This is a genomic window from Seonamhaeicola aphaedonensis, from assembly GCF_003386195.1.
Lineage (GTDB): Bacteria > Bacteroidota > Bacteroidia > Flavobacteriales > Flavobacteriaceae > Seonamhaeicola > Seonamhaeicola aphaedonensis.
Genome location: NZ_QRDX01000001.1, coordinates 333,482 through 359,233 on the forward strand (window position 1 = coordinate 333,482; position 25,752 = coordinate 359,233).

Below are 25,752 nucleotides of genomic sequence, written 5' to 3' on the forward strand. Positions count from 1 at the left end.
CTATGGAAGTATTAGTATTAAACTCCGGGAGTTCATCATTGAAATTTCAATTATTCTCAATGCCAGAAGAACGTATTATTTGTTCAGGACAAATAGAACGCATTGGTTTTGAAGATGCCATTTTTAAATTTAAAACAAATAGTAACACCATAGAAAAAGTAACTCCGGTTAAAAATCATAAACAAGGATTAAAACTAGTTGCTGAACAACTTTTAGACCATAAAACTGGCGTTATTCAATCTCCCGATGATATTACTATTGTGGGACATAGAGTGGTTCATGGTGGAAAACACTTTAGTGAAACCACAGTAATTACTAATGAGGTTAAAGAAAAAATTAAAGCATTATCCTCTTTAGCTCCCCTACACAATCCAGCAAATTTAGAAGGTATTGAAGTAGCTGAGGAAGTCTTTAAAAACGCTAAGCAGGTAGCAGTTTTTGATACAGCTTTTCATCAGTCTATTCCAGAAAAAGCTTATAAATACGCTATTCCAAATGAATATTTAGAAAAACATCACATTCGCCTCTACGGATTTCATGGTACAAGCCATAAGTACGTTTCTGAAAAGGCTATTGAGTTTCTCGGAAAAAAAGATTCAAAAATCATTTCAATTCACTTAGGTAATGGTTGTAGTATGACTGCTATTAAAAATGGTAAAAGTATTGATCACTCATTAGGATTCTCACCTGTAAATGGTCTTATTATGGGAACTCGCTCTGGAGATATTGATCCCTCTGTTATCTTTCATTTAGCCGAACGTCATGGGTTTGAGTTAAAAGACATCAATAACATGCTTCAAAAACAAAGTGGCATGCTTGGTCTTACTGGTTATAGTGACTTACGTGAAATTCAAAAGGAGGCAGAAAAAGGTAATAAAAATTGCATACTAGCCTTAGAGATGAACGCCTACCGAATTAAAAAATATATTGGTAGTTATGCCGCCATTATGAACGGACTAGATGCCATTATATTTACCGCTGGCATTGGAGAAAATTCTGCTGATATGCGGGAACGTGTTTGTAAAGATTTGGATTATTTAGGCATTGAATTAGACACCAAAAAAAATCAGGTGCGTTCTGATGAAATTAGAGCTATCAATAAAGACACTGGGTTAACTAAAATACTGGTAATCCCCACCAATGAAGAGTTGGAAATTGCAAAACAATCTGTAGCCTTATTCAAAAATCAATCGGCCCTTATATAGTTCCTCCACAATAACTGTGTTAGGTCTGTTTTTAGAAATTACATTACCCACACTGCTAATTATTCCTTGAATACGCTGCATTGGGTTAACAATCATGTCATTAGTTCCTCTATGCCAAATCTGAATGTTTTGTGCATTTAGATTTTCACCTTCAAAACGTCCATTTCCTGATGCAAAGGTAACATGAAGATTATTAGTGTTACCAGAAACGAAACAGTTAGATAAGTTATTAAACACTAATCTAAAGCTATTATTGTCTATTTGCAGCCTAAAATTACCGTTTGTAATAGTACCTGGAGCACCAAAATCTTCAGACAAGATAGTTAAATCTGGATACGTTAAAACACCTTCAGAACTAATATCGTACTGCGTAGAACTTCGTATTTCACTAATATTGGGGACTGTAACATATACTTTGGTAACACCATAATTACGAACATAATTACAAGTGTTATTGTCTGTTAATATCAATTGATTATCAACTACAACAGCTGTAATATCATTTATAAGATTTTCTCCTGTTTCTATAACAACCTTTTGAGCGCCTTCTTTAACAATTAGTTCAATATCTCTATTAACCAAAATTTTATTGAAGATACCAAGCGCTACTTCATCTTGAATAATCTTTCCTGTTTTTTGAAAACAATCACTTGCATTCTCACTATCACAAGCAAAAATTAAAACGATTAATAATATATATGGTAACTTTTTCACAATCGTATTCCTATTCCCAATTCCACAGCTTCGGCTTTAAAACCATGAGATTTTAGTGTCAATGCCCCAAACCACTTACTGCCAAAATATCGCTTTATTCCAACCCTAACATAGGTCTGCCCTTCAAAATCAAACGGATAATACACATAGTATCCCAGTTGGGTAATTAAACTTAATTTATTTACAAATAATTCATGACCTGCAAAAATACCAATACGTTTATAATCTTCGTCACCAGACAAATTATCATTTGGAAAAGCAACACTCCTATACTTAATATATTCCTTTAGGAAATTGGAAAAGAACACATCGGCACCAAATTGCAAAGCACTTTTAATATTAATTCGTTTATCTGCATAAGCAGAAAAAACATAAAATGGAAACTGCCCACTCCCTACAATATCGCTTTCATTGACCCCGCTACGGAAAACCAAATTGTATTTTAGAGGTTCTGCAAATTTATTATCATTCTCTTGTAAAGAACTCTGATATTCAGGATCCTCATTATCTAAACTATAGGTTATTCCCAAATTCAAAGTCATCGAATTTATACTCGTGTTTGGAGCCTTTACATTAGCATTAGAATAATGTATAAGAGACAATCCTCCCTGCAAACCAAATCTATCAAAAAGGTGTTCCTTCTTATAATTCAACATGACATAGGTGCTACTCATAAGCCTAGTTCCAAAAGCAATATTTCTAAAATTAGTTTCTCTATTATAGGGATTTGTAGTGTAGGCTAACCCCTGACCAACACGCATCATCAAGTTTCTTTTAAAAAAATAAAAATTATAATGTGCATAAATTGAGTAGTTATTTCCTAGCACACTGTTCTTTAAATTTTGGTATGCAAAAGAAAGACCATAATCTGGATAGTTATAACGTTGCTCCCACGCCTGATAACCAAAGGTTTTTTTATTCCAACTTAAAATAACACCTTCGGGATGCCCTTGAATTAAGTGTAGAATATCGTTGTTATGAAGTGCTATATTACCCTTAAAGTAATTAACATCAAAATAAGAGGAATATTTATTTTCCTGTGCAAAAGAAACAGAAGAACAAACAATAAAAGAGCAGGTTAAAAAAAGCCTCATTAATGGGTTGCTTATAGCGCAAATGTAACACAATATTTAAAACAATGCGGAAGCTATTGCCTTTATATTATCGCTTTTACCCATGGAGTAATAGTGTAATACCGGTACGCCAGCCTCTTTTAACTCTTTAGATTGTTGAATAGCAAATTCAATACCTACTTGCCTTACCGCTTGATTATCTTTACAAGCCTCTACAGAATCGATTAGGTCCTGAGGTAAATCTATTTTAAATACCTGTGGTAGTAATTGTAAATGACGCTTAACCGCAATTGGTTTAATACCTGGAATAATTGGGATTGTTATTCCCATGTTCCGTGCTTTCTCAACAAACTCAAAATATTTCTGATTATCGAAGAACATCTGTGTTACCACATAATCTGCTCCTGCATCAACCTTTTGCTTCAAGCGTTTCAAGTCGGTTTGTAATGATGGTGCTTCCATATGTTTTTCCGGATACCCCGCCACACCTATACAAAAATCAGAATAATGCTCTACTTCAACATCATCATGAAGGTACTTACCTCTATTTAAGTTAGCTATTTGCTCCACCAAGTCACAAGCATAAGCATGACCTCCCTTTACAGGTTTAAAATACGGTTCATCTTTCATAGAATCTCCTCGTAAAGCCATCACATTGTCTAGACCTAAATAATGACAATCTACCAGTACATATTCGGTTTCCTCTTTAGTAAAACCACCGCAAAGCAAATGCGGGATAGCATCTACTTGATACTTGTGCATAATAGAGGCACAAATACCCACCGTACCAGGACGCATACGCGTAATACGTTTATCTAAAAGTCCGTTGCCTTTATCAATATAAACATACTCCTCTCTAGAAGTGGTTACATCTATAAACGGTGGATTAAACTCCATTAATGGGTCTATATTATTGTATAAATCCTGAATATTTTTCCCCTTCTTAGGTGGAATTACCTCAAACGAAAACAATGTTTTTCCCTTTGCTTCTTTTATATGGTCTGTTACTTTCATAACTGGCTTTTGTCATTCCCGCAAAAGCAGGAATCTTTTTTATTATTTTTTATTTGGGCGTTCCCCTGTGGGTCGCGCTTTTCGCACTACGCGGTAGTTTGCTCCAATCGCTAACGCAGGTTATTCTACCAAATTAGGGTGTAACCACTTTCTTGCTTTATCTTTTGTTATGCCTTTTCTTTGGGCATAATCGGTTACTTGGTCATCGGTAATTTTACCTAAACCAAAATATTTAGCTTCTGGATTAGCAAAGTAATATCCTGAAACCGCTGCTGCTGGCCACATGGCTAAACTCTCGGTTAGCGTTACACCAATAATTTTTTCAACTTCAAGCAATTCCCAAATAGTTTCTTTCTCTAAATGATCTGGACATGCTGGATAACCAGGCGCCGGACGGATACCTTTATAAGTTTCCTTTATTAATTCATCATTAGTTAAATCTTCACCCTCGGCATAACCCCAATGTTTGGTTCTTACCTGTTTATGTAAATATTCTGCAAAGGCTTCTGCAAACCTATCTGCAATAGCTTGTGCCATAATAGCACTGTAATCATCATCTTTATTTTTATAGTCTTCCGCTAATTCTTGAGCGCCAAAAATGGCTACACAAAATACTCCAATATAATCCTTTTTTCCTTCACTTTCAGGTGCAATAAAATCTGCCAAGGCAAGGTTAGGTAGTCCCTCGCGCTTTTTTAATTGTTGACGTAAAGTTCTAAATACGGCTATTTCTTCACCCTTTTTCTTTACAGAAATATCGTCGTCATTTATACTGTTAGCTTCAAACAATCCAAAAACAGCTTTTGGTTTTAATAATTGTTTCGCAATGATATCATGAATCATTGTTTGAGCATCATTAAATAATTGTTTAGCCTGTTCACCAACGACCTCATCATCTAAAATATCAGGATACCTTCCATGTAAATCCCAACTTCTAAAAAACGGACTCCAATCTATGTACGGCAACAGTTCTTTCAAGCTTAATTGCTTGAGCATTTGAACCCCCATTTCCTTGGGCTTCACAATGTCGGCATTGCCCCAATCAATTTTAAACTTTCGCTCTCTGGCTTCTTCAATAGAAATATATGATTTCTCTTTGCCCCTTTTCAAAAACTTGGTTCTAAATTCATCATAATCTTTCTTTAGCCTCGCTACATATTCATTAGCAGTTTGCTTATTTAACAAATCTCCTACAACAGTTACAGCACGTGATGCATCATTTACATGCACTACCGCATTTTTATACTGCGTATCAATCTTAACAGCTGTATGGGCTTTTGATGTTGTAGCCCCACCAATTAGTAATGGAATATGCATGTTTTCGCGTTCCATTTCCTTAGCCAAATACACCATTTCATCTAATGATGGTGTAATTAAACCAGATAAACCAATAGCATCAACATTCTCTTTTTTGGCAGTCTCAATAATTTTTTCCGGTGGCACCATCACCCCTAAATCAACAATTTCGTAGTTGTTACAGCCTAAAACAACACTCACAATATTTTTACCAATATCGTGTACATCACCTTTTACTGTTGCCATTAATATTTTACCTAAAGCCTTTTGCTCTTCAGATTTTCCAGCTTCTATAAAGGGATTTAAATAAGCTACCGCCTTTTTCATTACACGAGCCGATTTTACTACTTGTGGTAAAAACATTTTTCCTTCACCAAACAAATCACCTACTACATTCATCCCTATCATTAAGTGCCCTTCAATAACATTTAAAGGTCTATTAGCTGCTTGTCTTGCTTCCTCAACATCTTCAATTATAAATGCATCTATTCCCTTTACTAAAGCATGTGTAATTCTATCCTGTAATGAATTTTCTCTCCAAGATAAATCTGCTGCCTTTTCTACTTTAGTACCTTTTACGGTTTCGGCAAATTCTAATAAGCGTTCGGTAGCATCATCACGTCTGTCTAAAATAACATCCTCAACATGCTCTAATAAATCCTTGGGAATATCATCATAAACCTCCAACATGGTCGGATTTACAATACCCATATTCATACCTGCTTGAATAGCATGATATAAAAATACAGAGTGCATAGCTTCTCTTACAATATTGTTTCCTCTAAAAGAAAAGGACACATTACTAACACCACCGCTTACACTAGCATTTTCTAAATTTTGACGTACCCAACGGGTAGCTTCAATAAAATCAATTGCATTTTTTCGATGTTCTTCCATTCCTGTAGCCACAGGAAACACATTTAAATCGAAAATAATATCTTCTGAAGGAAAGCCAACTTCATCAACTAATATGCTATATGAACGTTCTGCAATTTCAATTCTACGCTCATAGTTATCAGCCTGCCCTACCTCATCAAATGCCATCACAATGACTGCTGCTCCATAGCGTTTTATTTGGGTAGCTTCCCAAATAAATTTATCTTTTCCTTCTTTAAGCGAAATAGAATTCACAACCCCTTTGCCTTGAATAACCTGAAGTCCTGCCTCAATAATTTCCCACTTAGAACTATCAATCATAATTGGGACTCTACAAATGTCAGGTTCAGCAGCTATGAGGTTTAAAAACTTAACCATAGCTTCTTTTCCATCAATAAGTCCGTCGTCCATATTAATATCGATAATCTGTGCACCACCATCTACTTGGTGACGTGCAATATCTAGGGCTTCATCAAATTTTTCTTCTTTAATCAATCGAAGAAATTTACGAGAACCAGCTACATTAGTACGCTCGCCAATGTTTATAAAATTGCTATTCTCGTTTAAAACCAAAGGTTCTAAACCAGACAACTTCATATATTTGCTTTGGTTTACTTTCATAAATAAATCTTAATGTGATGCTCAAATAAGTTCAGCATGACGACGCGGTTTATATTTAGCAGCGATATCAGCAATCACTTTGATATGTGCTGGGGTTGTACCACAACAACCGCCAATTATATTGATTAAATTCTTTTTTAAATATTCTTCTATCTGCGCACCCATTTCTTCTGGTGTTTCATCGTATTCTCCAAAAGCATTTGGCAAACCTGCATTTGGGTGTGCCGATACCGCAAAATCTGTTTTTCCAGCAATAGCCTCTAAATGTGGTTGTAATAAATTAGCTCCTAAAGCACAATTAAACCCAACCGATAATAATGGAATATGTGATACTGAAATTAAAAATGCCTCTGCCGTTTGACCTGAAAGTGTGCGCCCGCTGGCATCAGTAATGGTACCACTTAACATTACTGGTATTTCAATATGTCTTTCCTCTTTAACCTCTTCAATAGCAAATAATGCTGCCTTGGCATTTAAAGTATCAAACACTGTTTCTACCAATAATAAATCTGCTCCTCCATCAATTAGCGCCTCGGCTTGTAGTTTATAGGCTATTCGTAATTCATCAAAAGTTACTGCTCTGTATCCTGGATCATTCACATCAGGAGACATGCTTGCCGTACGGTTCGTGGGTCCCATGGAGCCAGCTACAAACCGTGGTTTATTCGGCTCTTTTTTAGTAAACGCTTCTGCAACCTCTTTAGCTATTTTAGCAGACACATAATTAAGTTCATAAACCAAATCTTCCATTTGGTAATCAGCCATGGCTATAGTTGTACCAGAAAATGTATTGGTTTCCACAATATCTGCTCCAGCTTCAAAATATTTCGAGTGAATTGTTTTAATAGCTTCAGGCTGTGTTATAGATAACAAGTCGTTATTCCCTTGAAGTGGAATTGGATAGTCCTTAAAGCGTTCACCTCTAAAATCTTCTTCCGTAAATTTATAGGCTTGCAACATGGTACCCATGGCACCATCCAACACTAAAATACGGTCTTTTAAAGCTTGTTTTATCTTTGACATTTTCTCTTTATTAATCACCTACAAGATTCTCAGAAATCTTACAGGATATACAAATGTCATCAAGAAAAGTAAAAATACTATTCGTTATCTGTCCGCTTAGTTTCTAAATTATTCTGAAAACAATCAGCTTTATAAATTCAGAAGAGGCGGTAGAACGTAGCACCTTCTTTACAAGTTAAAGGGTTGCCAAGGTTTCATTGGGTCTAATCCCTCTACCTTTCTTGATAACACTATTACGTTTATGAACTTATAGCTTTTGGCGCACAAAAATAATGACTATATTTTTGTTTTACACTATCATTTTTAAAAATTCCCGTGGTTACTCAAACAATGTTGATGATAAGTATCGATCACCTCTATCACAAATTATAGCGACGATAACTCCTGCATCAATAGATTCAGCTAGTTTTAGCGCACAAAATACCGATCCACCACTACTCATTCCTGCAAAAACACCTGCCTCTTTGGCCAAACGTTGGGTGGTTGCTTTGGCATCTGCTTCGGTTACTTCAATTACTTGATCTACTTTACTTCTATCAAAGAATTTTGGAATATATTCCTCTGGCCATTTTCTAATACCAGGTATCCTTGAGTTATCATCGGGTTGAGCACCAACTATTGTAACATCTCCATTTTTTTCCTTTAAATAAGTTGAAACCCCCATAATGGTGCCTGTTGTTCCCATGGCAGATACAAAATGGGTTATCCTTCCGGTGGTATCTTTCCAAATTTCAGGCCCAGTGGTTTTATAATGGGCTTTCCAATTATCATCATTCCCAAATTGATTTAACAACACATATCCCTTTTCATCTCGTAATTTAAAAGCTAAATCTCTTGACCCTTCAATACCAATATCAGCAGGTGTTAAAATCACTTCAGCACCATAAGCACGCATCGTTTTAACCCGTTCTTCTGTTGAGTTTTCAGGCATAATTAACACCATATTCACACCTAAAAGATTCGCTATTAAGGCTAAAGCAATACCTGTATTACCACTTGTTGCTTCTACTAAAGTGCCTCCTTTTTTAACATCACCCCGCTTAAGCGCTTCATTAATCATGTTAAAAGCAGGTCTATCTTTTACGCTACCACCAGGGTTATTACCTTCAAGTTTTAAAAATAGCTTAACACCTTTTTTGTTCACTAAATGACTCGCATCAACCAAAGGTGTGTTACCTATGTAATCTAAAACTGTTTTATCGTATGCCATTTTTTTTGGGTCTAATTTTTATTTCGGTTTGATAGGTCACTAATGAATTTTCGGGTACTGACTGGGTTATCCAAACATTAGCACCAATAATACTATTTTTACCGATGACTATATCACCTCCTAAAATAGTGGCATTGGCATAAATACACACTCCGTCTTCAATTGTTGGGTGACGTTTTACTTTGGCCAAGTTTTTTGACACCGAAATACCTCCTAAAGTAACTCCTTGATATATTTTAACTTCTTTACCAATGATAGATGTCTCTCCAATTACAATTCCTGTACCATGGTCTATATAAAATGAATCGCCTATTGTAGCTCCTGGATGAATGTCAATACCTGTAATACCATGAATATATTCACTCATCATCCTTGGTAAAATATATACACCTCTCTTATACAATGCATTACTTAATCGATAAATTGAAATAGCATGAAATCCCGGATATGCCAAATAAATTTCTTCTAAACAATGTGATGCAGGGTCATTTTTCTCGAAGGCAACAGCATCCAAATCTAGTTTTGCTCTAATTTCTGGTAACTCGGCTTTAAAGCTTTTCCAAATATTTTCAGCATCATCAATTTTTAAAACCGACAAAATTTTAATGAAAGTCTGTTCTAAAAACATGCTGTGCTCTTCTTCTTGCTCGCAATCAAACAAAGAATAAAACAATTTTTTGGTAAAGATTTTGACTGTATCTTTTAAACAAACATTATAGCTTTTCATAAGTTGCCTCTTTAGTCTTTTACTCGATAAAAATAAAATTAAAACCCGAATAATCTAACTATATTAAACATTAAATCCCGCGTGTTTAAAAGAAACTTCGCGGGATTGTTCTATAGTAATTGCAATAAATTAATTTATAGCCTGTACAACCGCTTTTGGAGCTTCTTTTCTTGTACCATCAAATCCATCAATCCCACTTACTGTTGTATATTTCAAAACAAATTTCTTACCAGGATTAATGATTTTATATGCCGCTTGACACATTATGGTTGCTTCATGGAACCCACAAAGAATTAGCTTTAATTTACCTGGATAGTAATTACCATCACCAATGGCGAATATACCGGGAATGTTGGTTTGATAATCTAATGCATTATTTACTTTAATAGCATTTTTCTCAATTTCTAGACCCCAATTAGCTATAGGGCCTAATTTGGGTGATAAACCAAATAATGGTATAAAATGATCTGTCTCAACAATAGCTGGTGCTTCTCCGCTTTTTGTAATTTCAATGGCTTCAACTTTTCCATTACCAAAGATATTAGTTACTTCTGCTGGAGTAATAAGATTAATTTTACCCTCATTCTTTAATTCTTGAACTTTTTCAACAGAATCTAAATGTCCCCTAAACTCATTACGCCTGTGCACAAGTGTTACACTTTTAGCAACATCTGATAAATAAATAGACCAATCTAAGGCCGAGTCTCCACCACCAGCAATTACAACGTTTTTATTGCGGTACATTTCTGGTTCTTTAATCATATACTCAACGCCTTTATCTTCATAATCAAGTAGGTTTTCTATTTGAGGTTTTCTAGGTTCAAAACTTCCTAAACCACTTGCTATGGCAACAACAGGCGCTTGATGCTTTGTTCCTTTATTGGTAGTTACAATAAACGATCCATCCTCTTGTTTTTCTATAGTTTCTGCACGTTCGCCTAGGGTAAAACCTGGTTCAAACTGCTTCCCTTGTTCTAGTAAATTTTTAGTTAAATCTCCTGCTAAAATTTCAGGAAATCCAGGAATATCGTAAATAGGCTTTTTGGGGTACAATTCAGAGCACTGACCTCCTGGTTGAGGTAAAGCATCAATTAAATGACACTTTAGTTTTAACAATCCTGCTTCAAAAACCGTAAATAAACCAGTGGGGCCTGCACCAATAATAATTATATCAGTCTTAATCATTTCGTTTTTCTTTTTTCTATTAATTTTTTTGTGACTTCGTTAAGCGTTTCCACCTTTTCCTCAAAATCACCCTTTAGAGTTTTCCTATATTCGTTTAAATTTTTAACTAAATCATCAACATTTTCGGGAATGACTTCCTCAAAAAACTGTCTTAATCGTTTGGCTGTTGTTGGTGATTTTCCGTTGGTACTGATTGCAACTTTCACATTGCCTTTGGTAACGATACCTCCCATATAAAAATCGCATAAAGGTGGATTATCAGCAACGTTTACTAAGATACTTCTGTTTCTACAATGCTTATAAATCCTTTCATTCACCTCAGGTCTATCAGTTGTAGCTATAACTATGTGCCTTCTCCTTAGAAATCGTTTTTTATACTTTGATTTCACTAGGGTTACATCTCCTTTTTTAGCTAAGGCAATCGTACCCTCTCTAAACATTGGCGCTACCATGGTTACCCGAGCATCTGGACTGGATTTTAGTAAAAACGTGAGTTTTTCCTCAGCAACAAAACCTCCTCCAATTATTAGGATATTCAGTTGTTTTACCTTAAGAAAAATGGGGTAAAGATTATTACGTTCCATATCAGCAATTATGTTTGCTCCTCAATACTTTTTATAACAGATGATAGTTGCACACGCTTTTCTACAACCTCGCCAATAACAATAATAGCAGGAGAAGATAACTGATTTTTGAAAACCACTCTTTCAATAGTAGCAATAGTTCCAATCCCTATTTTTTCATTATCTCGAGTCCCGTTTTGAATGATAGCTACGGGTGTATCTTGTTTGTTTTCGTTAGAAAAAGCTTCTACAATCTCACCAAGTTTATGCATTCCCATCAAAACAACTACGGTAGCTGTCGATTTTGCTGCCAACAATACATCGTTTGATAACTGATGATTTTTTGTGGTTCCTGTAATTACCCAAAAACTTTCTGATGCCCCTCGCCTTGTTAAAGGAATACCTTGATAGGCAGGTACACCAATTACTGATGAAATTCCTGGTACAACGGCTACCTCTAATCCAAATCCTTTGACGTAATCTATCTCTTCGGCACCTCTTCCAAAAACAAACGGATCTCCCCCCTTCAATCTAACAACATGTCCTTTCTCATGAGCTTTAGTAACAATTAATTCATTTATTTGCTCTTGCTGAAAAGCATAACACCCTTTGCGTTTTCCAACAAAGATAAATTCTGTATCAGTTGCCGCATAATTGAGTAAACTTTCATTTATAAGGGCATCATAAAGGATAACGTTAGCAGATTTAATAGCCTTAATAGCTTTGAGAGTAATTAAATCTTCGTCTCCAGGACCTGCTCCTACTACTGTTAATTTTGGGGATGTGTTGCTCATTGTTTTTATCTTTAAACAGCTTGTTTTTGAACTGCTCCTAATTCCGCTTCTCTATAAGCTCTTACTTTTGAAAGAAAATCTTCAGCACTTTCTATGTACTTTGAAGCAAACTCTTGTGAAGGTGCAAATTTATTGATTTGATAAACTACTTCAGCAAAAGAACCATCTAAACTTATTTTTTTGCTTTCAATAAACAATTCATCAAACTGTTTGATAATACCAGCGTGGGTATTGGTCTTTTTATTTTCAGATGTTAATAAAGCTTTCGCAGTATTCACCATTGAGCTGTAAGCATGATAAATAGCCCCAGAATACACACCGTTACCGGCAGATTCTTTAGCATTCTCTATTTTTTCTTCACTCTCCAAAAACAAAGTAGCCACCAAATCAATCACTACACCTGCACACTCACCAACTCCAATTTCTTTTACGTACTTTTCTTCATTACCCCAATCAATAAAATCAGCTTCAGTTAAATTGCTAACATCTTGTAAATCTTGGAGTAGTTCATAAAAGTATCTTTCGCCATGCTCTCTATAGTAATCCACAAAAGGTTTGCCTTTAGCATTAGTCTCATAATCATTTAATATTCTTCTCAAAGCTTCAGGACCTCTTTTACTTGGTACCTTTACTACTTTATCTGCAAATACACCTTTGCCATCACCTAAATTACCTCCTCCCAATAATACTTGTAAAGCTGGAGCAACTAATTTATCTGGAGTACGAACAGACATTCCTTGAAAACCAATGTTCGCCATATTATGTTGTCCACAGGCATTCATACAGCCGCTGATTTTAATAACCAAATCGTTGTTATTTAAGTACTGCGGGTATTCTGCTTTGATGGTGCGTTCTAATTCAGCTGCAATCCCCGTACTACTTGCAATACCTAGGTTACAAGTATCCGTACCTGGACACGCTGTAATATCAACCGCTTTGTTATAACCAGCTTCCGTAAATCCTAACTTCTTCAATTCAGTATAGAAAAATGGCACTAATGCTTCTTTTACAAAAGGAATTAAAATATTTTGTCGCAGTGACAGACGTATTTCTCCAGCGGCATAGTTCTCTACCAAATCAGCTAACAATCTAGCTTTATCGGTATAAAAATCACCTAGTAATACTTTAATACCTATAGCTACATAACCATCTTGCTTTTGAGGAACTAGGTTTGTTGCTTTCCAAGTTTCAAAAGCTTCTTGATCTTTGATGTCAACCTCTGGGATTTCAGAAACTTCAACAGGAACGGATGCTTTATAAGCATCAGCATCAATGGGCACAGACTTTAGTTCTATAGCTAGCTGTTCGGTATCAACCAATGCTTTAAAAGCTTCTAAGCCTATGTCTTTTATTAAGAATTTCATTCGAGCCTTAGCGCGACTTTTACGTTCACCATGTCGATCAAAAATTCTTAAAACGCCTTCCATAATTGGAATAATCTTATCGGTTTCAACAAAATCATAAAGCACATCTGCTTCACGTGGTTGAGACCCTAATCCACCACCAATCATCACTTTAAAACCGCGTACACCATTGTTAACTTTTGCAATAAAACCTAAATCATGCATGTAGGACAACCCAGTATCTTCATCGGAAGATGAGAACGATACTTTAAATTTACGTCCCATTTCTTGACAGATTGGGTTACGTAAAAAGAATTTATATAAAGCATCTGCATAAGGTGACACATCAAATGGCTCCTTTGGGTCAATTCCAGCCGTTTCACTGGCGGTTACATTTCTAACAGTATTTCCACAAGCCTCTCTTAAAGTTACATCATCCTTTTCTAACTCTGCCCAAAGCTCTGGAGTTCTATTTAAATCTACATAGTGAATTTGAATATCTTGACGCGTAGTAATGTGTAGGCGTCCTCTTGAGTATTCATCTGACACCTCTGAAATTCTGCGCAGTTGATTACTCATTACTTTACCATAAGGTAATTTAATACGGATCATTTGAACACCTTCTTGACGCTGCCCATACACACCACGTGCTAAACGAAGACTTCTAAATTTTTCTTCATCAATTTTACCGTTATGAAAAAGCTCAATTTTATTGGCCAATTCAATAATATCCTTTTCAACAATAGGATTTTCTATTTCTGATCTAAAACTTTGCATGACTCCCTTTTCTTCCCTTGCGGAAAGTCTTTTTAGTGTTTCCCGTTTTTCTTTTCTCTCCGTTTCTTTTAGGTCTTTACGGCAGACCTATATTTTACTGAATAAATCCAGCTCCAACCGTATTGTTTGATTGTGTATCGATAATTATAAACGACCCATTGGTACGGTGATTTTTAAACTTATCATAATAAATAGGTTTATTAAGCTTAAAGCTTACCTGAGCAATATCATTCATACCTAACCCACTCACTTCTTCTTCAATTCCAGAATAATCAGGGTGAATTTTATGATGAATATTATCTACTTTGGCTAAAACCTTATTAATACCGTGTTGCACAATATATTTTGCGCCTGGTGTTAATTGCTTAGAATCCATCCAACATACATTCGCAGTAAACTGTTTTTCTATGGTTGGTAGATCATCAGCTTTTACTATCATATCACCTCTACTAACATTAACATCATCTTCTAAAGTAATAGTAACTGAAGAGCGTCTTGAAGCCGTTTCATATTTCTGATCATAAAAATAAATCTCCTTTATCTTTGATTTTGTTAGAGATGGTAACACCACAACCTCATCTCCAACACTCAAATTACCTCCGTACACTTTTCCAGCGTATCCTCTAAAATCATGGTATTCTTCTGTTTTAGGACGAATAACATACTGCACAGGAAAACGTGGTGTACCAACATTAAAAATATCGGCTTTATCAAGTTTTTCTAGGTGATCTAACAACGTTTCTCCTTTATACCAAGGCATATTTTTTGAAGCATTAACAACATTGTCGCCTTTTAAAGCACTTACTGGGATAAATGAAATAGATTGGTCTTGATAATCTCTTTTACTCATTAACTCCTCAAAATCGGCTTTAATTTTATTGTAAACATCTTCAGAATAATCAACCAAGTCCATTTTATTAATAGCCACTACAACATCTTTAATTCTCAATAAATTATTGATAAAGAAATGGCGGTTAGTTTGCTCTATTACACCTTTTCTAGCATCAATTAAAATGATGGACGCCTGCGATGTTGAAGCCCCTGTCACCATGTTTCTTGTGTACTCTACATGACCCGGTGTATCCGCAATGATGTAACTCTTTTTGGGTGTTGAAAAATATATGTGTGCGACATCAATAGTAATACCTTGTTCTCTTTCGGCTACCAAACCATCTGTGGCCAACGAAAAATCTAAATAATCGTATCCGCGTTGTTTACTAGTTTTTTCAATCGCTTCCAATTTATCGGTAGTTAGTGATTTTGTATCGTAAAGGATTCTACCGATTAACGTACTCTTTCCATCATCTACACTTCCTGCTGTTGCAATCTTTAATACTTCCATATTTTTTAAGCTGTTAGCTCAAAGCTCTAAGCTTTAAGCTTTATTTTTTTGATTAATTTCATTTTATAGCTTTAAACTTTGTGCTTAAAGCTAAAAATTTGTTTCACAAATTTTTAGAAATACCCTTGTTGTTTACGTTTTTCCATAGCTGCTTCAGAGCGTTTATCATCAATCCTTGCTCCTCTTTCTGAGATTGAAGAATCTCTAATTTCTTCAACTACCTTTGTTATTGTAGAAGCTTCTGATAATACAGCGGCAGTACAACTCATATCTCCAACAGTTCTGAAACGCACCATTTCTTCAATTACTTCCTCTTCTTCATCTCTATAAACCACACCATCTTCTGCGGACCAAATCAGTCCGTCTCTTAAAAACACCTTACGTTTATGAGCAAAGTAGATAGATGGAATTTCTATATTCTCCTTTTCTATATAAGACCAAACATCTAACTCCGTCCAGTTTGATATTGGAAATACACGAACGTTTTGTCCTAAATCTATTTCTCCATTCAGCATATCAAACAATTCTGGTCTCTGGTTTTTCTCATCCCACTGACCAAAGTCATCACGCACCGAAAAAATACGTTCTTTAGCTCTTGCTTTTTCTTCGTCACGTCTGGCACCACCTATACAAGCATCAAACTTAAACTCTTCAATAGCATCTAAAAGTGTCGTTGTTTGCAACATATTTCTACTTGCATAACGTCCAGACTCTTCTTTTACTTTACCTTGATCTATAGAATCTTGAACATTACGCACAATCAATTCTAAACCAAGTTCTTCAACCAATCTATCTCTAAATTCTATAGTTTCTGGAAAATTATGTCCCGTATCTATATGCATTAAAGGAAATGGAATTTTAGCTGGGTAAAACGCTTTTTGAGCTAACCTAACTAAGGTAATGGAGTCTTTCCCTCCAGAAAATAATAGTACTGGCTTTTCAAACTGTGCTGCTACCTCTCTAATAATATAGATAGCTTCATTTTCTAACGCATTAATGTATGACGTATCTTTCTTCATAATCTAATTTATTTAAGCGTGTAGACCACATTCTCTATTGGCCAATGCTTTTGTTGGATCGAAATATTTAAATTCGTTTGGTAAATTATTCTCTTGTAAATAGGTGTCTAGCTTTTCGTCAGACCAGTAATAAAAAGGGCTCACTTTTAAGACACCATCAGCACTTAAACTGAAAATATCAATGCTATTTCTAAAGGCTGTTTGTCCCTTGCGCAAGTTAGTAAACCATACTTTTGGTTTATGTGCCTCCATAGCTCTTCTAAAAGGCTCTAATTTAACCTGCTCTGTAAAGAGTTCATGATTTGGATCATCAACACTAGGAATACCCATTAAAACATCTCTATGAGCAGATGTTTGCTTTGGAACATATAAAAATACATTTAAGTTTAAGTCTTTAATTACTTGTTCTGCATGTCTGTAGGTATTAGGGGTATTATAACCCGTATCACACCAAACCACAGGAATATCTGAAACTTCAGCGCTTACAGCATGCAAAATAGCAGCTTCATAAGGCCTGAAGTTAGTTGTAACTACCGCTTTATTACTTAGCTCGAATGCCTTTTTTATGATTTCGGCAGGTGTAGCATTTTTTAATACCTTATTTAGTTGTTGAATTTGATCTTCAGTAAACATAAAATCTTAATTTATTTTCCCCATTTAATAACATTCCACAAGCGCTCGTGAAAAAAGTATAAAATTAGTTTTGTTACAAAATCTACAGAAGCTATAGAGGCTGCTAGCGAAATTCTTCCGGTTAAAATGTAAGAAACCAGCAAGGTATCTAGTGTACCTACAACTCTCCAACTTAATGCTTTAGCAACACTTCTAATAGGTTTTTCTCCAACATTATCTTCTTTGTAAGTAGATTTCTCTTTACTTTTTAATAACATTTGCGCTATCATTTGTCTTTATATTACATTATTCCTATCAATTTAATAGGAATTACAAAAGTAATACTTTTTATTACATAACAAATAGTATTAACAACTTTTTAGAATAATGGAATGTTTTAAGGACAAAAGACTTAAAAAAGTAGTTAATTGATATATTTTTAGGAATCTTTCAAGGCTAAATCTTCTAGAGTAGTATTTCTAAAAACATTTAAAGTGCTATCTCTTACCTCTATCATTAGCTTATGAACGCTACATTGGTGTTCGTCAGGGCAATCGTCACATTTTTCATAATAGTTTAAACTCACACAAGGCACCATGGCTATAGGACCTTCTAACACGCGCATGACATCGGTCATTTTAACTTCAGAAGGATGGCTACGTAAATAATACCCACCATGTTTACCTTTTTTAGACCCAAGAATACCTGCCTTTCTTAGGGTAAGTAAAATAGTTTCTAAAAATTTCTGTGGAATGTTTTCGCTACTTGCAATTTCCCCAACCCGAACTGGCATGTCACTTTCATTCCTTGAAATAAAGGTTAGTGCTTTTAGTCCGTACTTGGTTTTTTTAGATAGCATGCTGCTAATATAAATAATTTAGTTTTTGCACTAAAACTAAAAACATATTTAAAAATACTGACCTATTCCAAATACAAAACCATTAGTACCATTACCAGTTACATTAATACCATAATCAAAGCGCAATACTGCATTAAAAATGTATTTATGAATAAAACGAACACCCAAACCTGAATATATACGGGTTGTGTTTTGAGAAAATACATCTTCTAAATCAGCATCAGGACGTTGAACACCACTCACATCTAAAAAGCCATTTCCTTGCAATACAAACCAACCTTTTTCTAATAGCGTATACCGATACTCACTGTTTAAGGCTACAATGGCAGAACCTCTATCTGTAATATTTCCAACTCCTCTTGTATTTAATTGGTTATCGATAACTAATGGTGCAAAGGCACTATTTTCAATCGGATTACTAAATTGTAATTGTAGCTGACTTGCAAAATTACCTTTACTGCCAATTCGTTTAAAATACTGTGTCGTGTTATTTATAATGAAATCTGTTTGCAAAAGCGTATTACTGTTACTAAACACTGTAGTTTCAAAAAGATTTCTGAACCCTGAAACATTTTGATATTTAATATCAATATTGACATATTCATGAGAGCCCCTAAATGCTGTTTTCTTTATACTTGGCTCTACTTTATTTATTGGCTCTATATCATCCTCGGGTATCAGCACATAGCTTTCTTCTGAAGTTCTTAAACCAAACTCAAACCTATTATTAAAGTTTAATTCATAAAACAAAATAGTTTCAAAACCTTTATTCGTAAATACATAATCGGTATCATTGTCAATGGTATTAGGATCAAAAAAAATAGGCTGTTGTGTACTATCGTCCATGTAATTTACTCCTAAACCTAACTTGTTTGTAAACAAATACGGATGCTCTAAAAATACACCAAAAGCATTAAAAACTTCCTTCTTAAAAAAGCTTCCGAAAATGATGTTACGACCTAATCCGTTAAATTCAAACACTGAAAACCGATATGAAAAACTATCATCGGCAGCCTGCCCTATACGTATACCAGGTATAATACTAAAATTCTCTTTAATGATATAAGTTATTTTGTAACCAGCATCCCCCTTATGTTCTACTTTATAATCGGCAAAAGCAATACCATCCAATCGCTTTAAGCGTTCAATATCGGTAATTACGATAATACTATCAGTCTCTTTTCCCGCTTTTACCTTCGCTATTCTTGTTAAAAAACTGGCCTTTGTTTTTTTTAGCCCATCAAAGTTTAGACTTTCAACCTTAAACTTGGCTTGAGAAATCCCCTGGAAGTTGAACAAAATCAATAGGGCAATTATTGGCATACTTTTATAACTCGATATCATAGTCTCTTTTTTTTAACCATCAGTCGGTATAATCAAAAGCAAATTACCATATCTGTAAACCAAAGTTTCAATTTTGCTTTTATGAAGAGACTTAATGTCAAAAATTAGTTTCTCATAAACACCTCATGAATTTGTATTCAACTAGATTTCAATATAAAATACAGCATTAAAAAAGCCTCTTTAAAAGAGGCCTTTTTAATCACTTATTACTTAAGAAATCGTTATAGTTCTTGGAGGTTTTTGTTTAGCCTCTTCTTTTTTAGGAAGATGAACGCTTAAAATACCATCTTTATAAGTTGCCTTAATTTTAGATTCCTCTATATATTCGGGTAATGAAAATGTTCTTTTAAATGAAGCGTATCCAAATTCTTGACGAATGTGGTTGTCTTCTACATGTTCATTCTCAGTATTTTTTTCTGAAGAAATTGACAATACTTCGTTATCCAAATCTATAGTAAAATCTTCTTTTTTCATACCGGGAACTGCCATATCCACATAAAAAGCATCAGCTGTTTCTCTGATATTTACCTTGGGCAGGGTCATTCCCGTATTGTAATTAGACATCATGATAGAAGGTAAATCTGCATTAAACATTCTATCTATCCAATTAGACCATGATGGGAAGTCTGCATATCTATCTGATTTTGCTAAACTTCCATTTTTTTGAGTTGTTACAAGATTGCTCATAATAAAAATTTTAGTTAAACAAATAATCTATTTAAAAACTACGCCACTCCTGTTAATAATTCATCGGATAAAAGTGACGTTGTATTTTTTTCTGCTACTGAAATATATAAACCCCCATCAACATATTGTGTGTTTATTAGGGTATTAAAGTTGCTGTTAGGTAAAACTAAAAAGCTTTCTACAAAAACAGGTTTCTTTTTAAAGACGCCGTAACTGGTTTCAATTTTAGCCAACATGACTTTTAATGTTAATACACCATTGGTAATATCAATGGCATAATTGTTCGCTTTTAATAATGGTGCTTTTATACGGATAGTTAAAATACCGTCTTTAACATCCATTTTTAATTCAGTAAGTTTAAAAGATACATTTTTAGAGGTCTTAAAAACGCTTTCATTCTTGTTAATCTTATTTAATTCCATGATAAACAATTAATAATTAAACAAAAACTCTAATAAAACTCAGGTAATATTTTCTGAAATTCTGGAAGTATACTTAAAAAAGTAAACCAACATAGAATAATCAGATTCACCTTAAAAGCATTATACTATAGACAAAAAAAATACCAAACTATTTTAGACGATAATTAACAAAAAAACAACTAATAAAAATGAAAAAATGACAGAAATTAGTACGTCAATAAATAAAAAAATGACAATTTTTCATAACATTAGTTGAGGATATAGTCCCTTTATTTGATAGATTCTCTCTAAATTACACTAATTAAGTATCTAAAAACTGTTTTCAAATATGTTTATCCTCTCAAATTAAACAAATTTGGATTTGTTTCTACGAACGAATGTGAAATGATAAGAGCACTAACTATTTAAAGCCTGCTCAATATCGGCTATAATATCATCAATATGCTCTAACCCAAGTGAACAACGCACCATACCATTTGTAATACCCGCAGCAGCTTTCACTTCAGGCTCTACCTTTGCATGTGTTGTACTGGCAGGATGTGTGACTATGGTTCTAGAATCACCCAAATTAGCAGATAAAGAACACATCTTAATATTATCAAAGAAACTTCGACCTCCTTCTAGTCCTCCTTCAACTTCAAAAGCCACAATATTACCCCCTAACCGCATCTGCTTTTTGGCTACTGCATATTTTGAATGCGACTTTAAAAATGGATATTTAACCCATTTCACCTTAGGGTGCTTTTCTAGATATTCAGCTAGCTTTAAGGCATTCTCACAATGTTTCTCAACCCGAATGGCTAAAGTCTCTAACGATTTTGATAATACCCATGCGTTAAACGGACTCATAGCAGGCCCTGTTAATCTTGAAAATAAATAAATTTCTCTAATCAACGCTTTGTTACCTACCGTTATACCACCCAAAACACGCCCTTGTCCATCCATTAACTTGGTAGCTGAATGAATTACCAAATCTGCGCCAAATTTAATAGGATTCTGTAAATACGGTGTTGCAAAACAATTATCTATCACTAATAACAAATTGTGTTTTTTACAAATCCCACTCAAATATTCTAAGTCTAAAACATCAACACCTGGGTTCGTTGGTGTTTCAGCGTAAATAAACTTGGTATTGGGTTTAATTAAACTTTCAACCGTTTCTACTTCATTAATGTTAAAATAAGAACATTCAATATTCCATTTAGGGAAGTACTTAGTAAACAAGCCATGTGTTGCACCAAATACTGAACTACAAGACACTACGTGATCGCCAGCATTTAACAAGGTTGCAAATGTTGAAAAAACTGCCGCCATACCACTTGCAAAGGCAAAACCAGCTTCAGCCCCTTCCATTTTACAAACTTTTTCAACAAACTCGTTTACGTTGGGGTTGCTATACCTACTGTATAAATCGCGTTGCTTTTCTTCGGCAAAAGACGCTCTCATTTCTTCAGCATCATCAAACACAAATCCTGAGGTTAAATATAAAGGCACCGAATGTTCAGAAAACTGTGTGGTTTCAGATTGTGTGCGTACCGCTTCCGTTTCAAAATGTTTTTTCTCTTTGCTCATTTTTCATGTTTGTAGGTTTCAATGACACTTAGACTCTGCTTAATGACTACGTGGGAATGACAAAACTAATTAACTGATATGTTTAGACAACCTTAATATATCCCCAAAAACTCCACGTGCCGTAACTTCTGCGCCTGCACCTGCACCTTGAATAACTATAGGTTGTTCTCCGTAACTTTCTGTAAATATTTCGAAAATAGCATCAGAACCTTTTACATGCCCCAAAGTACTATCTTCTGGAATTGATACTAATTTCACTTCTAAATTGCCTTTATCTTGAGATAAATCTCCAGATAAATCACCCACATAACGAAGCACATGACCTGATGCTTGCTCCTCTTTTATTTTCTGATACTTATCATCTAAAACCTCTAGTTGATTTAAAAAGTCAGCGACCGAAATATTACGATAGGCTTCTGGAATTAAATTCAGTACTTCAACATCCTCAAACTCATTTTGTAAATCCAGTTCTCTTGCCAAAATCAATAACTTTCTAGCCACATCATTTCCTGAAAAATCCTCACGCGGATCAGGTTCGGTAAACCCTTTATCAATGGTCTCTCTAACAATTGCACTAAATGGCTTATTCTGTACCGAAAAGTTGTTGAATAAATAACTTAAAGTACCTGAAAACACCCCTCTAATACGTGTGATGTTTTCACCTGACTCATGAAGTAATTTAATTGTATCAATTAAAGGTAAACCAGCACCAACAGTAGTTTCATAAAGATACTGTTTATTATGCTCTTTTAATTGCTCACGTAATTCTCTGTAAAAATCATGCGAAATGGTATTGGCTATTTTGTTACTGGATACTAAATCAAAACCAGCTTCAATTAAAGGTACATAGTTTTTATAGAACACATCACTTGCCGTATTATCTACTGCAATTAAGTTTTCTAAATGATGGTTCTTAGCAAACGTTATAATGTGTTCAATAGAACTATCTAATGAACTTGAAGCCACAGCCTCTTTCCATTGATTATCAACCCCATTTTTATCTAAAATGAGTTTGGTTGAATTGGCTATAGCAAACACATTTAAATTAATCCCTTTTCGTTTTTCAATATCGTTTTTTGACTTAAGAATTTGATTAATTAAAGCCCCTCCAACACCTCCATGTCCAAAAACAGCAATATTAATCTTTTTAGAAATTCCGAAGACTTCCCCATGAATAACGTTTAATGCCTTATGAAGCTCTGTTTTATTAACCACCAAACTCACATTTTTCCCAGTAACTGTATTATTAAAAAGCAACGGAGTAATTTGGTTTTTAATTAGCGCATTGAAGGGTTTGTGGAACGAACTTAATTCAATGCCTACTATTGAGATAACTGCCACATTATCATTAACGGTAATAGCATTTACATCTTGAGAATGAAAATCATTTTTAAATTCTCGTTGTAACGTTGCTACGGCTTGTGCTGACTGATCTGCATCAATAATTAATCCGATACCTCTCTCCGAAGAACCTTGTGATACGATACTCACACTAATACCCGCATTTCCCAAGGCTCCAAATATTCTGGCATCAACACCTATTTTACCCAATAAACCTCGTCCTTCTAAATTCAATAATGCCACCTTATCTAACACAGAAAGCGAGGTAACTTCTTTAACACTTGGTTTTGCGGTAATTAAAGTACCTTGGTCATTAGGATTGAAAGTATTTAAAATACGAAGATTAATATTCTTCTCCACCAACGGAATGATGGTTTTTGCATGTAACACCGAAGCACCAAAATTTGCCAACTCATTGGCCTCACTAAACGACAATTCTCTAATTTGTTTGGCATCTGGAACTAAATTAGGATCTGCCGTATAAATACCACTAACATGGGTATAATTTTGTAACTCTTCGGCTTCTAAAAAATTTGCTAATAGCGCAGCTGTATAGTTACTTCCATTTCTACCTAAAGTGGTAGTTTCATTCTTTAAGTTTGAAGCTATGAAACCTGTTATTACATTAACTACACCATTATTTCGTTTAAAATAATTCTCAACATTTTCTTTAGATAGTTTATGGAGCGGTTGCGCATTGCCAAAAGATTCATCGGTTTTTATTAACTCTCGAGAATCTACAGCTCTGGCTTCAATACCATGCTCATTCAATAAATTGGCAATAAGTTTAACAGACAGTAATTCGCCCTGTGCTAAAATATTGTCCTTAGTTTTTTTACTGAAATCACGCAACAAACTAACGCCTTCTAAAAGTTTATCAAGAACTTCAAATTCTATTGAAAAATCTATGTAAGTTGAAGGCTGCCCCTGATAAGCCTTAAAAGCTTCTAAATCTTCTTTATAAGGCTTTCCTTCTAAAGCTTTATTCAGGATGGCTTCTAAGTCATCGGTTGCCGACCCTCTTGCTGAAACCACCACTGTTATACGCTCACCGGCATGTACCTTGTTTTTTATAATAGATAATACCGTTTCTAGACCTTCTCCGTTAGCCAGCGATTTACCTCCAAACTTTAGAACTTTAATCGGTTTTCTTTTTGAATCTGGCACAAATATGCCTTCAACTATTTTCTCAAGTTGGTCATATTCCATTAAAAATGCATCATGCCCATGTACCGAATGTATCTCACTATACGTTACGTTTGGGTTCGATAAGGCCAACTGTTTATGCGTTTCTCTGTTTTCTTCAGCTGTAAAAAACAAATCAGAATCTACACCAACAATGTGTATTTTAGCTTGAATATTCTCTAAAACATTAAAGTTAGACGCCCTATCTTTAGTAACATCAATAGTCTTTAAGAGTTGATTCATCAATTTGTAGGCCGACAGTTGGAACCGTTCTTGCAATTTCTTACCATGATGTAGTAGCCAACTTTCTACATTGAAAATTTCTAAATCTTCATTTTTGGTGCGTTGAAAACGCGCTTTAAAAGACTCAGGTGTTCTGTAACACAACATAGCATGCATTCTGGCATCATGAACCGGGTTTTTAGAATTCAATAAGAACTGCTCCTGAATTTGGCAATTGGCAATTAACCAATCTGTAGACTTCCAGTCAGTTGCTACCACAATTAAATGCTCCGTAAAATTAGGCTGCAAAACAGCCATTTCCCAAGCAATACCACCTCCTAGAGAACCTCCAATGGTAGCATAAACTTTGTCTAAACTTAATCTTTTTAAGCCTTCTAAAAAGATTTGAGCTACATCACGAGCCACAAAATCTTTATAGTTTTCTATAAGAAAACCATCAAATCCGTTCCCTGGAATATTAAAGGCTAAAACGGAATAAATCTTGGTATCAATTACCTTATCTTCTCCAATTAAATCTTTCCACCAACCCGTTTCCCCTGCCACATTACTATTACCTGTAAGGGCATGATTTACCAAAACAACCGGAGCCGTTCCTAATGCTTGCCCAAATACCTGATAACTTAATTTAAGCTCAGGATTAAGCACACCACTTATAGTTGTGTAATTCTTTATTATGATATGTTGCAATGTGTCTTTCAACTCTAG

General features: G+C 34.7%; 22 protein-coding genes and 1 riboswitch. Of the genes, 1 reads left to right on the forward strand and 21 read right to left on the reverse strand.

Annotation, left to right across the window (positions count from 1 at the left end):
- The first annotated feature begins 2 nt into the window (after positions 1–2).
- Positions 3–1,205 carry an acetate/propionate family kinase gene (locus DFQ02_RS01525; RefSeq protein ID WP_116039218.1) on the forward strand — a complete coding sequence of 401 codons (1,203 nt, stop codon included), beginning with the start codon at positions 3–5 and terminating at the stop codon, positions 1,203–1,205.
- Here DFQ02_RS01525 and DFQ02_RS01530 read toward each other — a convergent pair.
- From DFQ02_RS01530 to thrA, 21 genes are all read right to left on the reverse strand, one after another.
- Positions 1,176–1,919 carry a head GIN domain-containing protein gene (locus DFQ02_RS01530; protein ID WP_116039219.1) on the reverse strand — a complete coding sequence of 248 codons (744 nt, stop codon included), beginning with the start codon at positions 1,917–1,919 and terminating at the stop codon, positions 1,176–1,178. The two genes, DFQ02_RS01525 and DFQ02_RS01530, sit on opposite strands and share 30 nt — an antisense overlap.
- Complete coding sequence (locus DFQ02_RS01535) at positions 1,916–3,013, reverse strand: acyloxyacyl hydrolase (protein WP_116039220.1); 1,098 nt, start codon at positions 3,011–3,013, stop codon at positions 1,916–1,918. Before DFQ02_RS01535 ends, DFQ02_RS01530 begins: the two co-directional genes overlap by 4 nt.
- Before the next feature lie 36 nt (positions 3,014–3,049).
- Entirely contained in the window at positions 3,050–4,006 is a 957-nt protein-coding gene (gene metF, locus DFQ02_RS01540) for a methylenetetrahydrofolate reductase [NAD(P)H] (RefSeq protein ID WP_116039221.1), read from the reverse strand.
- A 120-nt stretch (positions 4,007–4,126) separates the two neighbouring features.
- Positions 4,127–6,799 carry a methionine synthase gene (metH, locus tag DFQ02_RS01545; protein WP_116039222.1) on the reverse strand — a complete coding sequence of 891 codons (2,673 nt, stop codon included), beginning with the start codon at positions 6,797–6,799 and terminating at the stop codon, positions 4,127–4,129.
- Positions 6,800–6,820: 21 nt separating this feature from the next.
- Entirely contained in the window at positions 6,821–7,822 is a 1,002-nt protein-coding gene (locus DFQ02_RS01550) for a homocysteine S-methyltransferase family protein (RefSeq protein WP_116039659.1), read from the reverse strand.
- A 126-nt stretch (positions 7,823–7,948) separates the two neighbouring features.
- Positions 7,949–8,053, reverse strand: a riboswitch (SAM riboswitch).
- 88 nt (positions 8,054–8,141) lie between these two features.
- Positions 8,142–9,032, reverse strand: a complete 891-nt coding sequence (gene cysM / locus DFQ02_RS01555; protein WP_116039223.1) for a cysteine synthase CysM — start codon at positions 9,030–9,032, stop codon at positions 8,142–8,144.
- The gene (gene epsC / locus DFQ02_RS01560) at positions 9,019–9,759 is read right to left on the reverse strand and encodes a serine O-acetyltransferase EpsC (protein ID WP_116039224.1); all 741 of its coding nucleotides are present in this window, start codon (positions 9,757–9,759) and stop codon (positions 9,019–9,021) included. The genes cysM and epsC overlap by 14 nt, the downstream gene beginning before the upstream one ends.
- Before the next feature lie 129 nt (positions 9,760–9,888).
- Entirely contained in the window at positions 9,889–10,944 is a 1,056-nt protein-coding gene (locus DFQ02_RS01565) for an NAD(P)/FAD-dependent oxidoreductase (protein WP_116039225.1), read from the reverse strand.
- Positions 10,941–11,528, reverse strand: a complete 588-nt coding sequence (locus DFQ02_RS01570; protein WP_116039226.1) for a precorrin-2 dehydrogenase/sirohydrochlorin ferrochelatase family protein — start codon at positions 11,526–11,528, stop codon at positions 10,941–10,943. Before DFQ02_RS01570 ends, DFQ02_RS01565 begins: the two co-directional genes overlap by 4 nt.
- Before the next feature lie 8 nt (positions 11,529–11,536).
- On the reverse strand, positions 11,537–12,301 hold the full coding sequence (gene cobA / locus DFQ02_RS01575; RefSeq protein WP_116039227.1) for a uroporphyrinogen-III C-methyltransferase: 765 nt from the start codon (positions 12,299–12,301) through the stop codon (positions 11,537–11,539).
- Positions 12,302–12,312: 11 nt separating this feature from the next.
- Complete coding sequence (locus DFQ02_RS01580) at positions 12,313–14,421, reverse strand: HEPN domain-containing protein (protein WP_116039228.1); 2,109 nt, start codon at positions 14,419–14,421, stop codon at positions 12,313–12,315.
- Between the two features lie 94 nt (positions 14,422–14,515).
- On the reverse strand, positions 14,516–15,763 hold the full coding sequence (locus tag DFQ02_RS01585; RefSeq protein WP_116039229.1) for a sulfate adenylyltransferase subunit 1: 1,248 nt from the start codon (positions 15,761–15,763) through the stop codon (positions 14,516–14,518).
- Between the two features lie 113 nt (positions 15,764–15,876).
- Positions 15,877–16,782 (reverse strand): sulfate adenylyltransferase subunit CysD, encoded by a 906-nt coding sequence (gene cysD, locus DFQ02_RS01590; protein WP_116039230.1) that lies wholly within the window; start codon positions 16,780–16,782, stop codon positions 15,877–15,879.
- A 12-nt stretch (positions 16,783–16,794) separates the two neighbouring features.
- Positions 16,795–17,415 (reverse strand): phosphoadenosine phosphosulfate reductase domain-containing protein, encoded by a 621-nt coding sequence (locus DFQ02_RS01595; protein ID WP_116039231.1) that lies wholly within the window; start codon positions 17,413–17,415, stop codon positions 16,795–16,797.
- Positions 17,416–17,426: 11 nt separating this feature from the next.
- Positions 17,427–17,672 (reverse strand): DUF2061 domain-containing protein, encoded by a 246-nt coding sequence (locus DFQ02_RS01600; RefSeq protein ID WP_394342988.1) that lies wholly within the window; start codon positions 17,670–17,672, stop codon positions 17,427–17,429.
- A gap of 161 nt (positions 17,673–17,833) precedes the next feature.
- Complete coding sequence (locus DFQ02_RS01605) at positions 17,834–18,253, reverse strand: RrF2 family transcriptional regulator (RefSeq protein WP_116039233.1); 420 nt, start codon at positions 18,251–18,253, stop codon at positions 17,834–17,836.
- 48 nt (positions 18,254–18,301) lie between these two features.
- Positions 18,302–19,576 carry a BamA/TamA family outer membrane protein gene (locus DFQ02_RS01610; protein ID WP_147297718.1) on the reverse strand — a complete coding sequence of 425 codons (1,275 nt, stop codon included), beginning with the start codon at positions 19,574–19,576 and terminating at the stop codon, positions 18,302–18,304.
- A 231-nt stretch (positions 19,577–19,807) separates the two neighbouring features.
- A complete protein-coding gene (locus tag DFQ02_RS01615) occupies positions 19,808–20,284 on the reverse strand; it encodes an Hsp20/alpha crystallin family protein (RefSeq protein WP_116039235.1) in 477 nt (158 codons plus the stop codon).
- A gap of 38 nt (positions 20,285–20,322) precedes the next feature.
- Positions 20,323–20,706 carry a hypothetical protein gene (locus DFQ02_RS01620; RefSeq protein ID WP_116039236.1) on the reverse strand — a complete coding sequence of 128 codons (384 nt, stop codon included), beginning with the start codon at positions 20,704–20,706 and terminating at the stop codon, positions 20,323–20,325.
- A gap of 396 nt (positions 20,707–21,102) precedes the next feature.
- Complete coding sequence (locus DFQ02_RS01625; RefSeq protein WP_116039237.1) at positions 21,103–22,278, reverse strand: trans-sulfuration enzyme family protein; 1,176 nt, start codon at positions 22,276–22,278, stop codon at positions 21,103–21,105.
- A 69-nt stretch (positions 22,279–22,347) separates the two neighbouring features.
- Complete coding sequence (thrA, locus tag DFQ02_RS01630; RefSeq protein WP_116039238.1) at positions 22,348–25,746, reverse strand: bifunctional aspartate kinase/homoserine dehydrogenase I; 3,399 nt, start codon at positions 25,744–25,746, stop codon at positions 22,348–22,350.
- Positions 25,747–25,752 lie beyond the last annotated feature (6 nt).

Excerpts from the sequence above, each read along its gene's own strand:
- DFQ02_RS01605 (WP_116039233.1), bottom strand. The coding sequence starts at position 18,253 with ATGCTATCTAAAAAAACCAAGTACGGACTAAAAGCACTAACCTTTATT.
- DFQ02_RS01580 (WP_116039228.1), bottom strand. The coding sequence starts at position 14,421 with ATGCAAAGTTTTAGATCAGAAATAGAAAATCCTATTGTTGAAAAGGAT.
- metH (WP_116039222.1), bottom strand. The coding sequence starts at position 6,799 with ATGAAAGTAAACCAAAGCAAATATATGAAGTTGTCTGGTTTAGAACCT.
- DFQ02_RS01615 (WP_116039235.1), bottom strand. The coding sequence starts at position 20,284 with ATGAGCAATCTTGTAACAACTCAAAAAAATGGAAGTTTAGCAAAATCA.
- DFQ02_RS01610 (WP_147297718.1), bottom strand. The coding sequence starts at position 19,576 with ATGCCAATAATTGCCCTATTGATTTTGTTCAACTTCCAGGGGATTTCT.
- cysM (WP_116039223.1), bottom strand. The coding sequence starts at position 9,032 with ATGGCATACGATAAAACAGTTTTAGATTACATAGGTAACACACCTTTG.
- DFQ02_RS01620 (WP_116039236.1), bottom strand. The coding sequence starts at position 20,706 with ATGGAATTAAATAAGATTAACAAGAATGAAAGCGTTTTTAAGACCTCT.
- DFQ02_RS01595 (WP_116039231.1), bottom strand. The coding sequence starts at position 17,415 with ATGTTTACTGAAGATCAAATTCAACAACTAAATAAGGTATTAAAAAAT.
- cobA (WP_116039227.1), bottom strand. The coding sequence starts at position 12,301 with ATGAGCAACACATCCCCAAAATTAACAGTAGTAGGAGCAGGTCCTGGA.
- epsC (WP_116039224.1), bottom strand. The coding sequence starts at position 9,759 with ATGAAAAGCTATAATGTTTGTTTAAAAGATACAGTCAAAATCTTTACC.
- DFQ02_RS01570 (WP_116039226.1), bottom strand. The coding sequence starts at position 11,528 with ATGGAACGTAATAATCTTTACCCCATTTTTCTTAAGGTAAAACAACTG.
- metF (WP_116039221.1), bottom strand. The coding sequence starts at position 4,006 with ATGAAAGTAACAGACCATATAAAAGAAGCAAAGGGAAAAACATTGTTT.
- DFQ02_RS01600 (WP_394342988.1), bottom strand. The coding sequence starts at position 17,672 with ATGTTATTAAAAAGTAAAGAGAAATCTACTTACAAAGAAGATAATGTT.
- cysD (WP_116039230.1), bottom strand. The coding sequence starts at position 16,782 with ATGAAGAAAGATACGTCATACATTAATGCGTTAGAAAATGAAGCTATC.
- DFQ02_RS01585 (WP_116039229.1), bottom strand. The coding sequence starts at position 15,763 with ATGGAAGTATTAAAGATTGCAACAGCAGGAAGTGTAGATGATGGAAAG.
- DFQ02_RS01625 (WP_116039237.1), bottom strand. The coding sequence starts at position 22,278 with ATGAGCAAAGAGAAAAAACATTTTGAAACGGAAGCGGTACGCACACAA.
- DFQ02_RS01535 (WP_116039220.1), bottom strand. The coding sequence starts at position 3,013 with ATGAGGCTTTTTTTAACCTGCTCTTTTATTGTTTGTTCTTCTGTTTCT.
- DFQ02_RS01550 (WP_116039659.1), bottom strand. The coding sequence starts at position 7,822 with ATGTCAAAGATAAAACAAGCTTTAAAAGACCGTATTTTAGTGTTGGAT.
- DFQ02_RS01565 (WP_116039225.1), bottom strand. The coding sequence starts at position 10,944 with ATGATTAAGACTGATATAATTATTATTGGTGCAGGCCCCACTGGTTTA.
- DFQ02_RS01525 (WP_116039218.1), top strand. The coding sequence starts at position 3 with ATGGAAGTATTAGTATTAAACTCCGGGAGTTCATCATTGAAATTTCAA.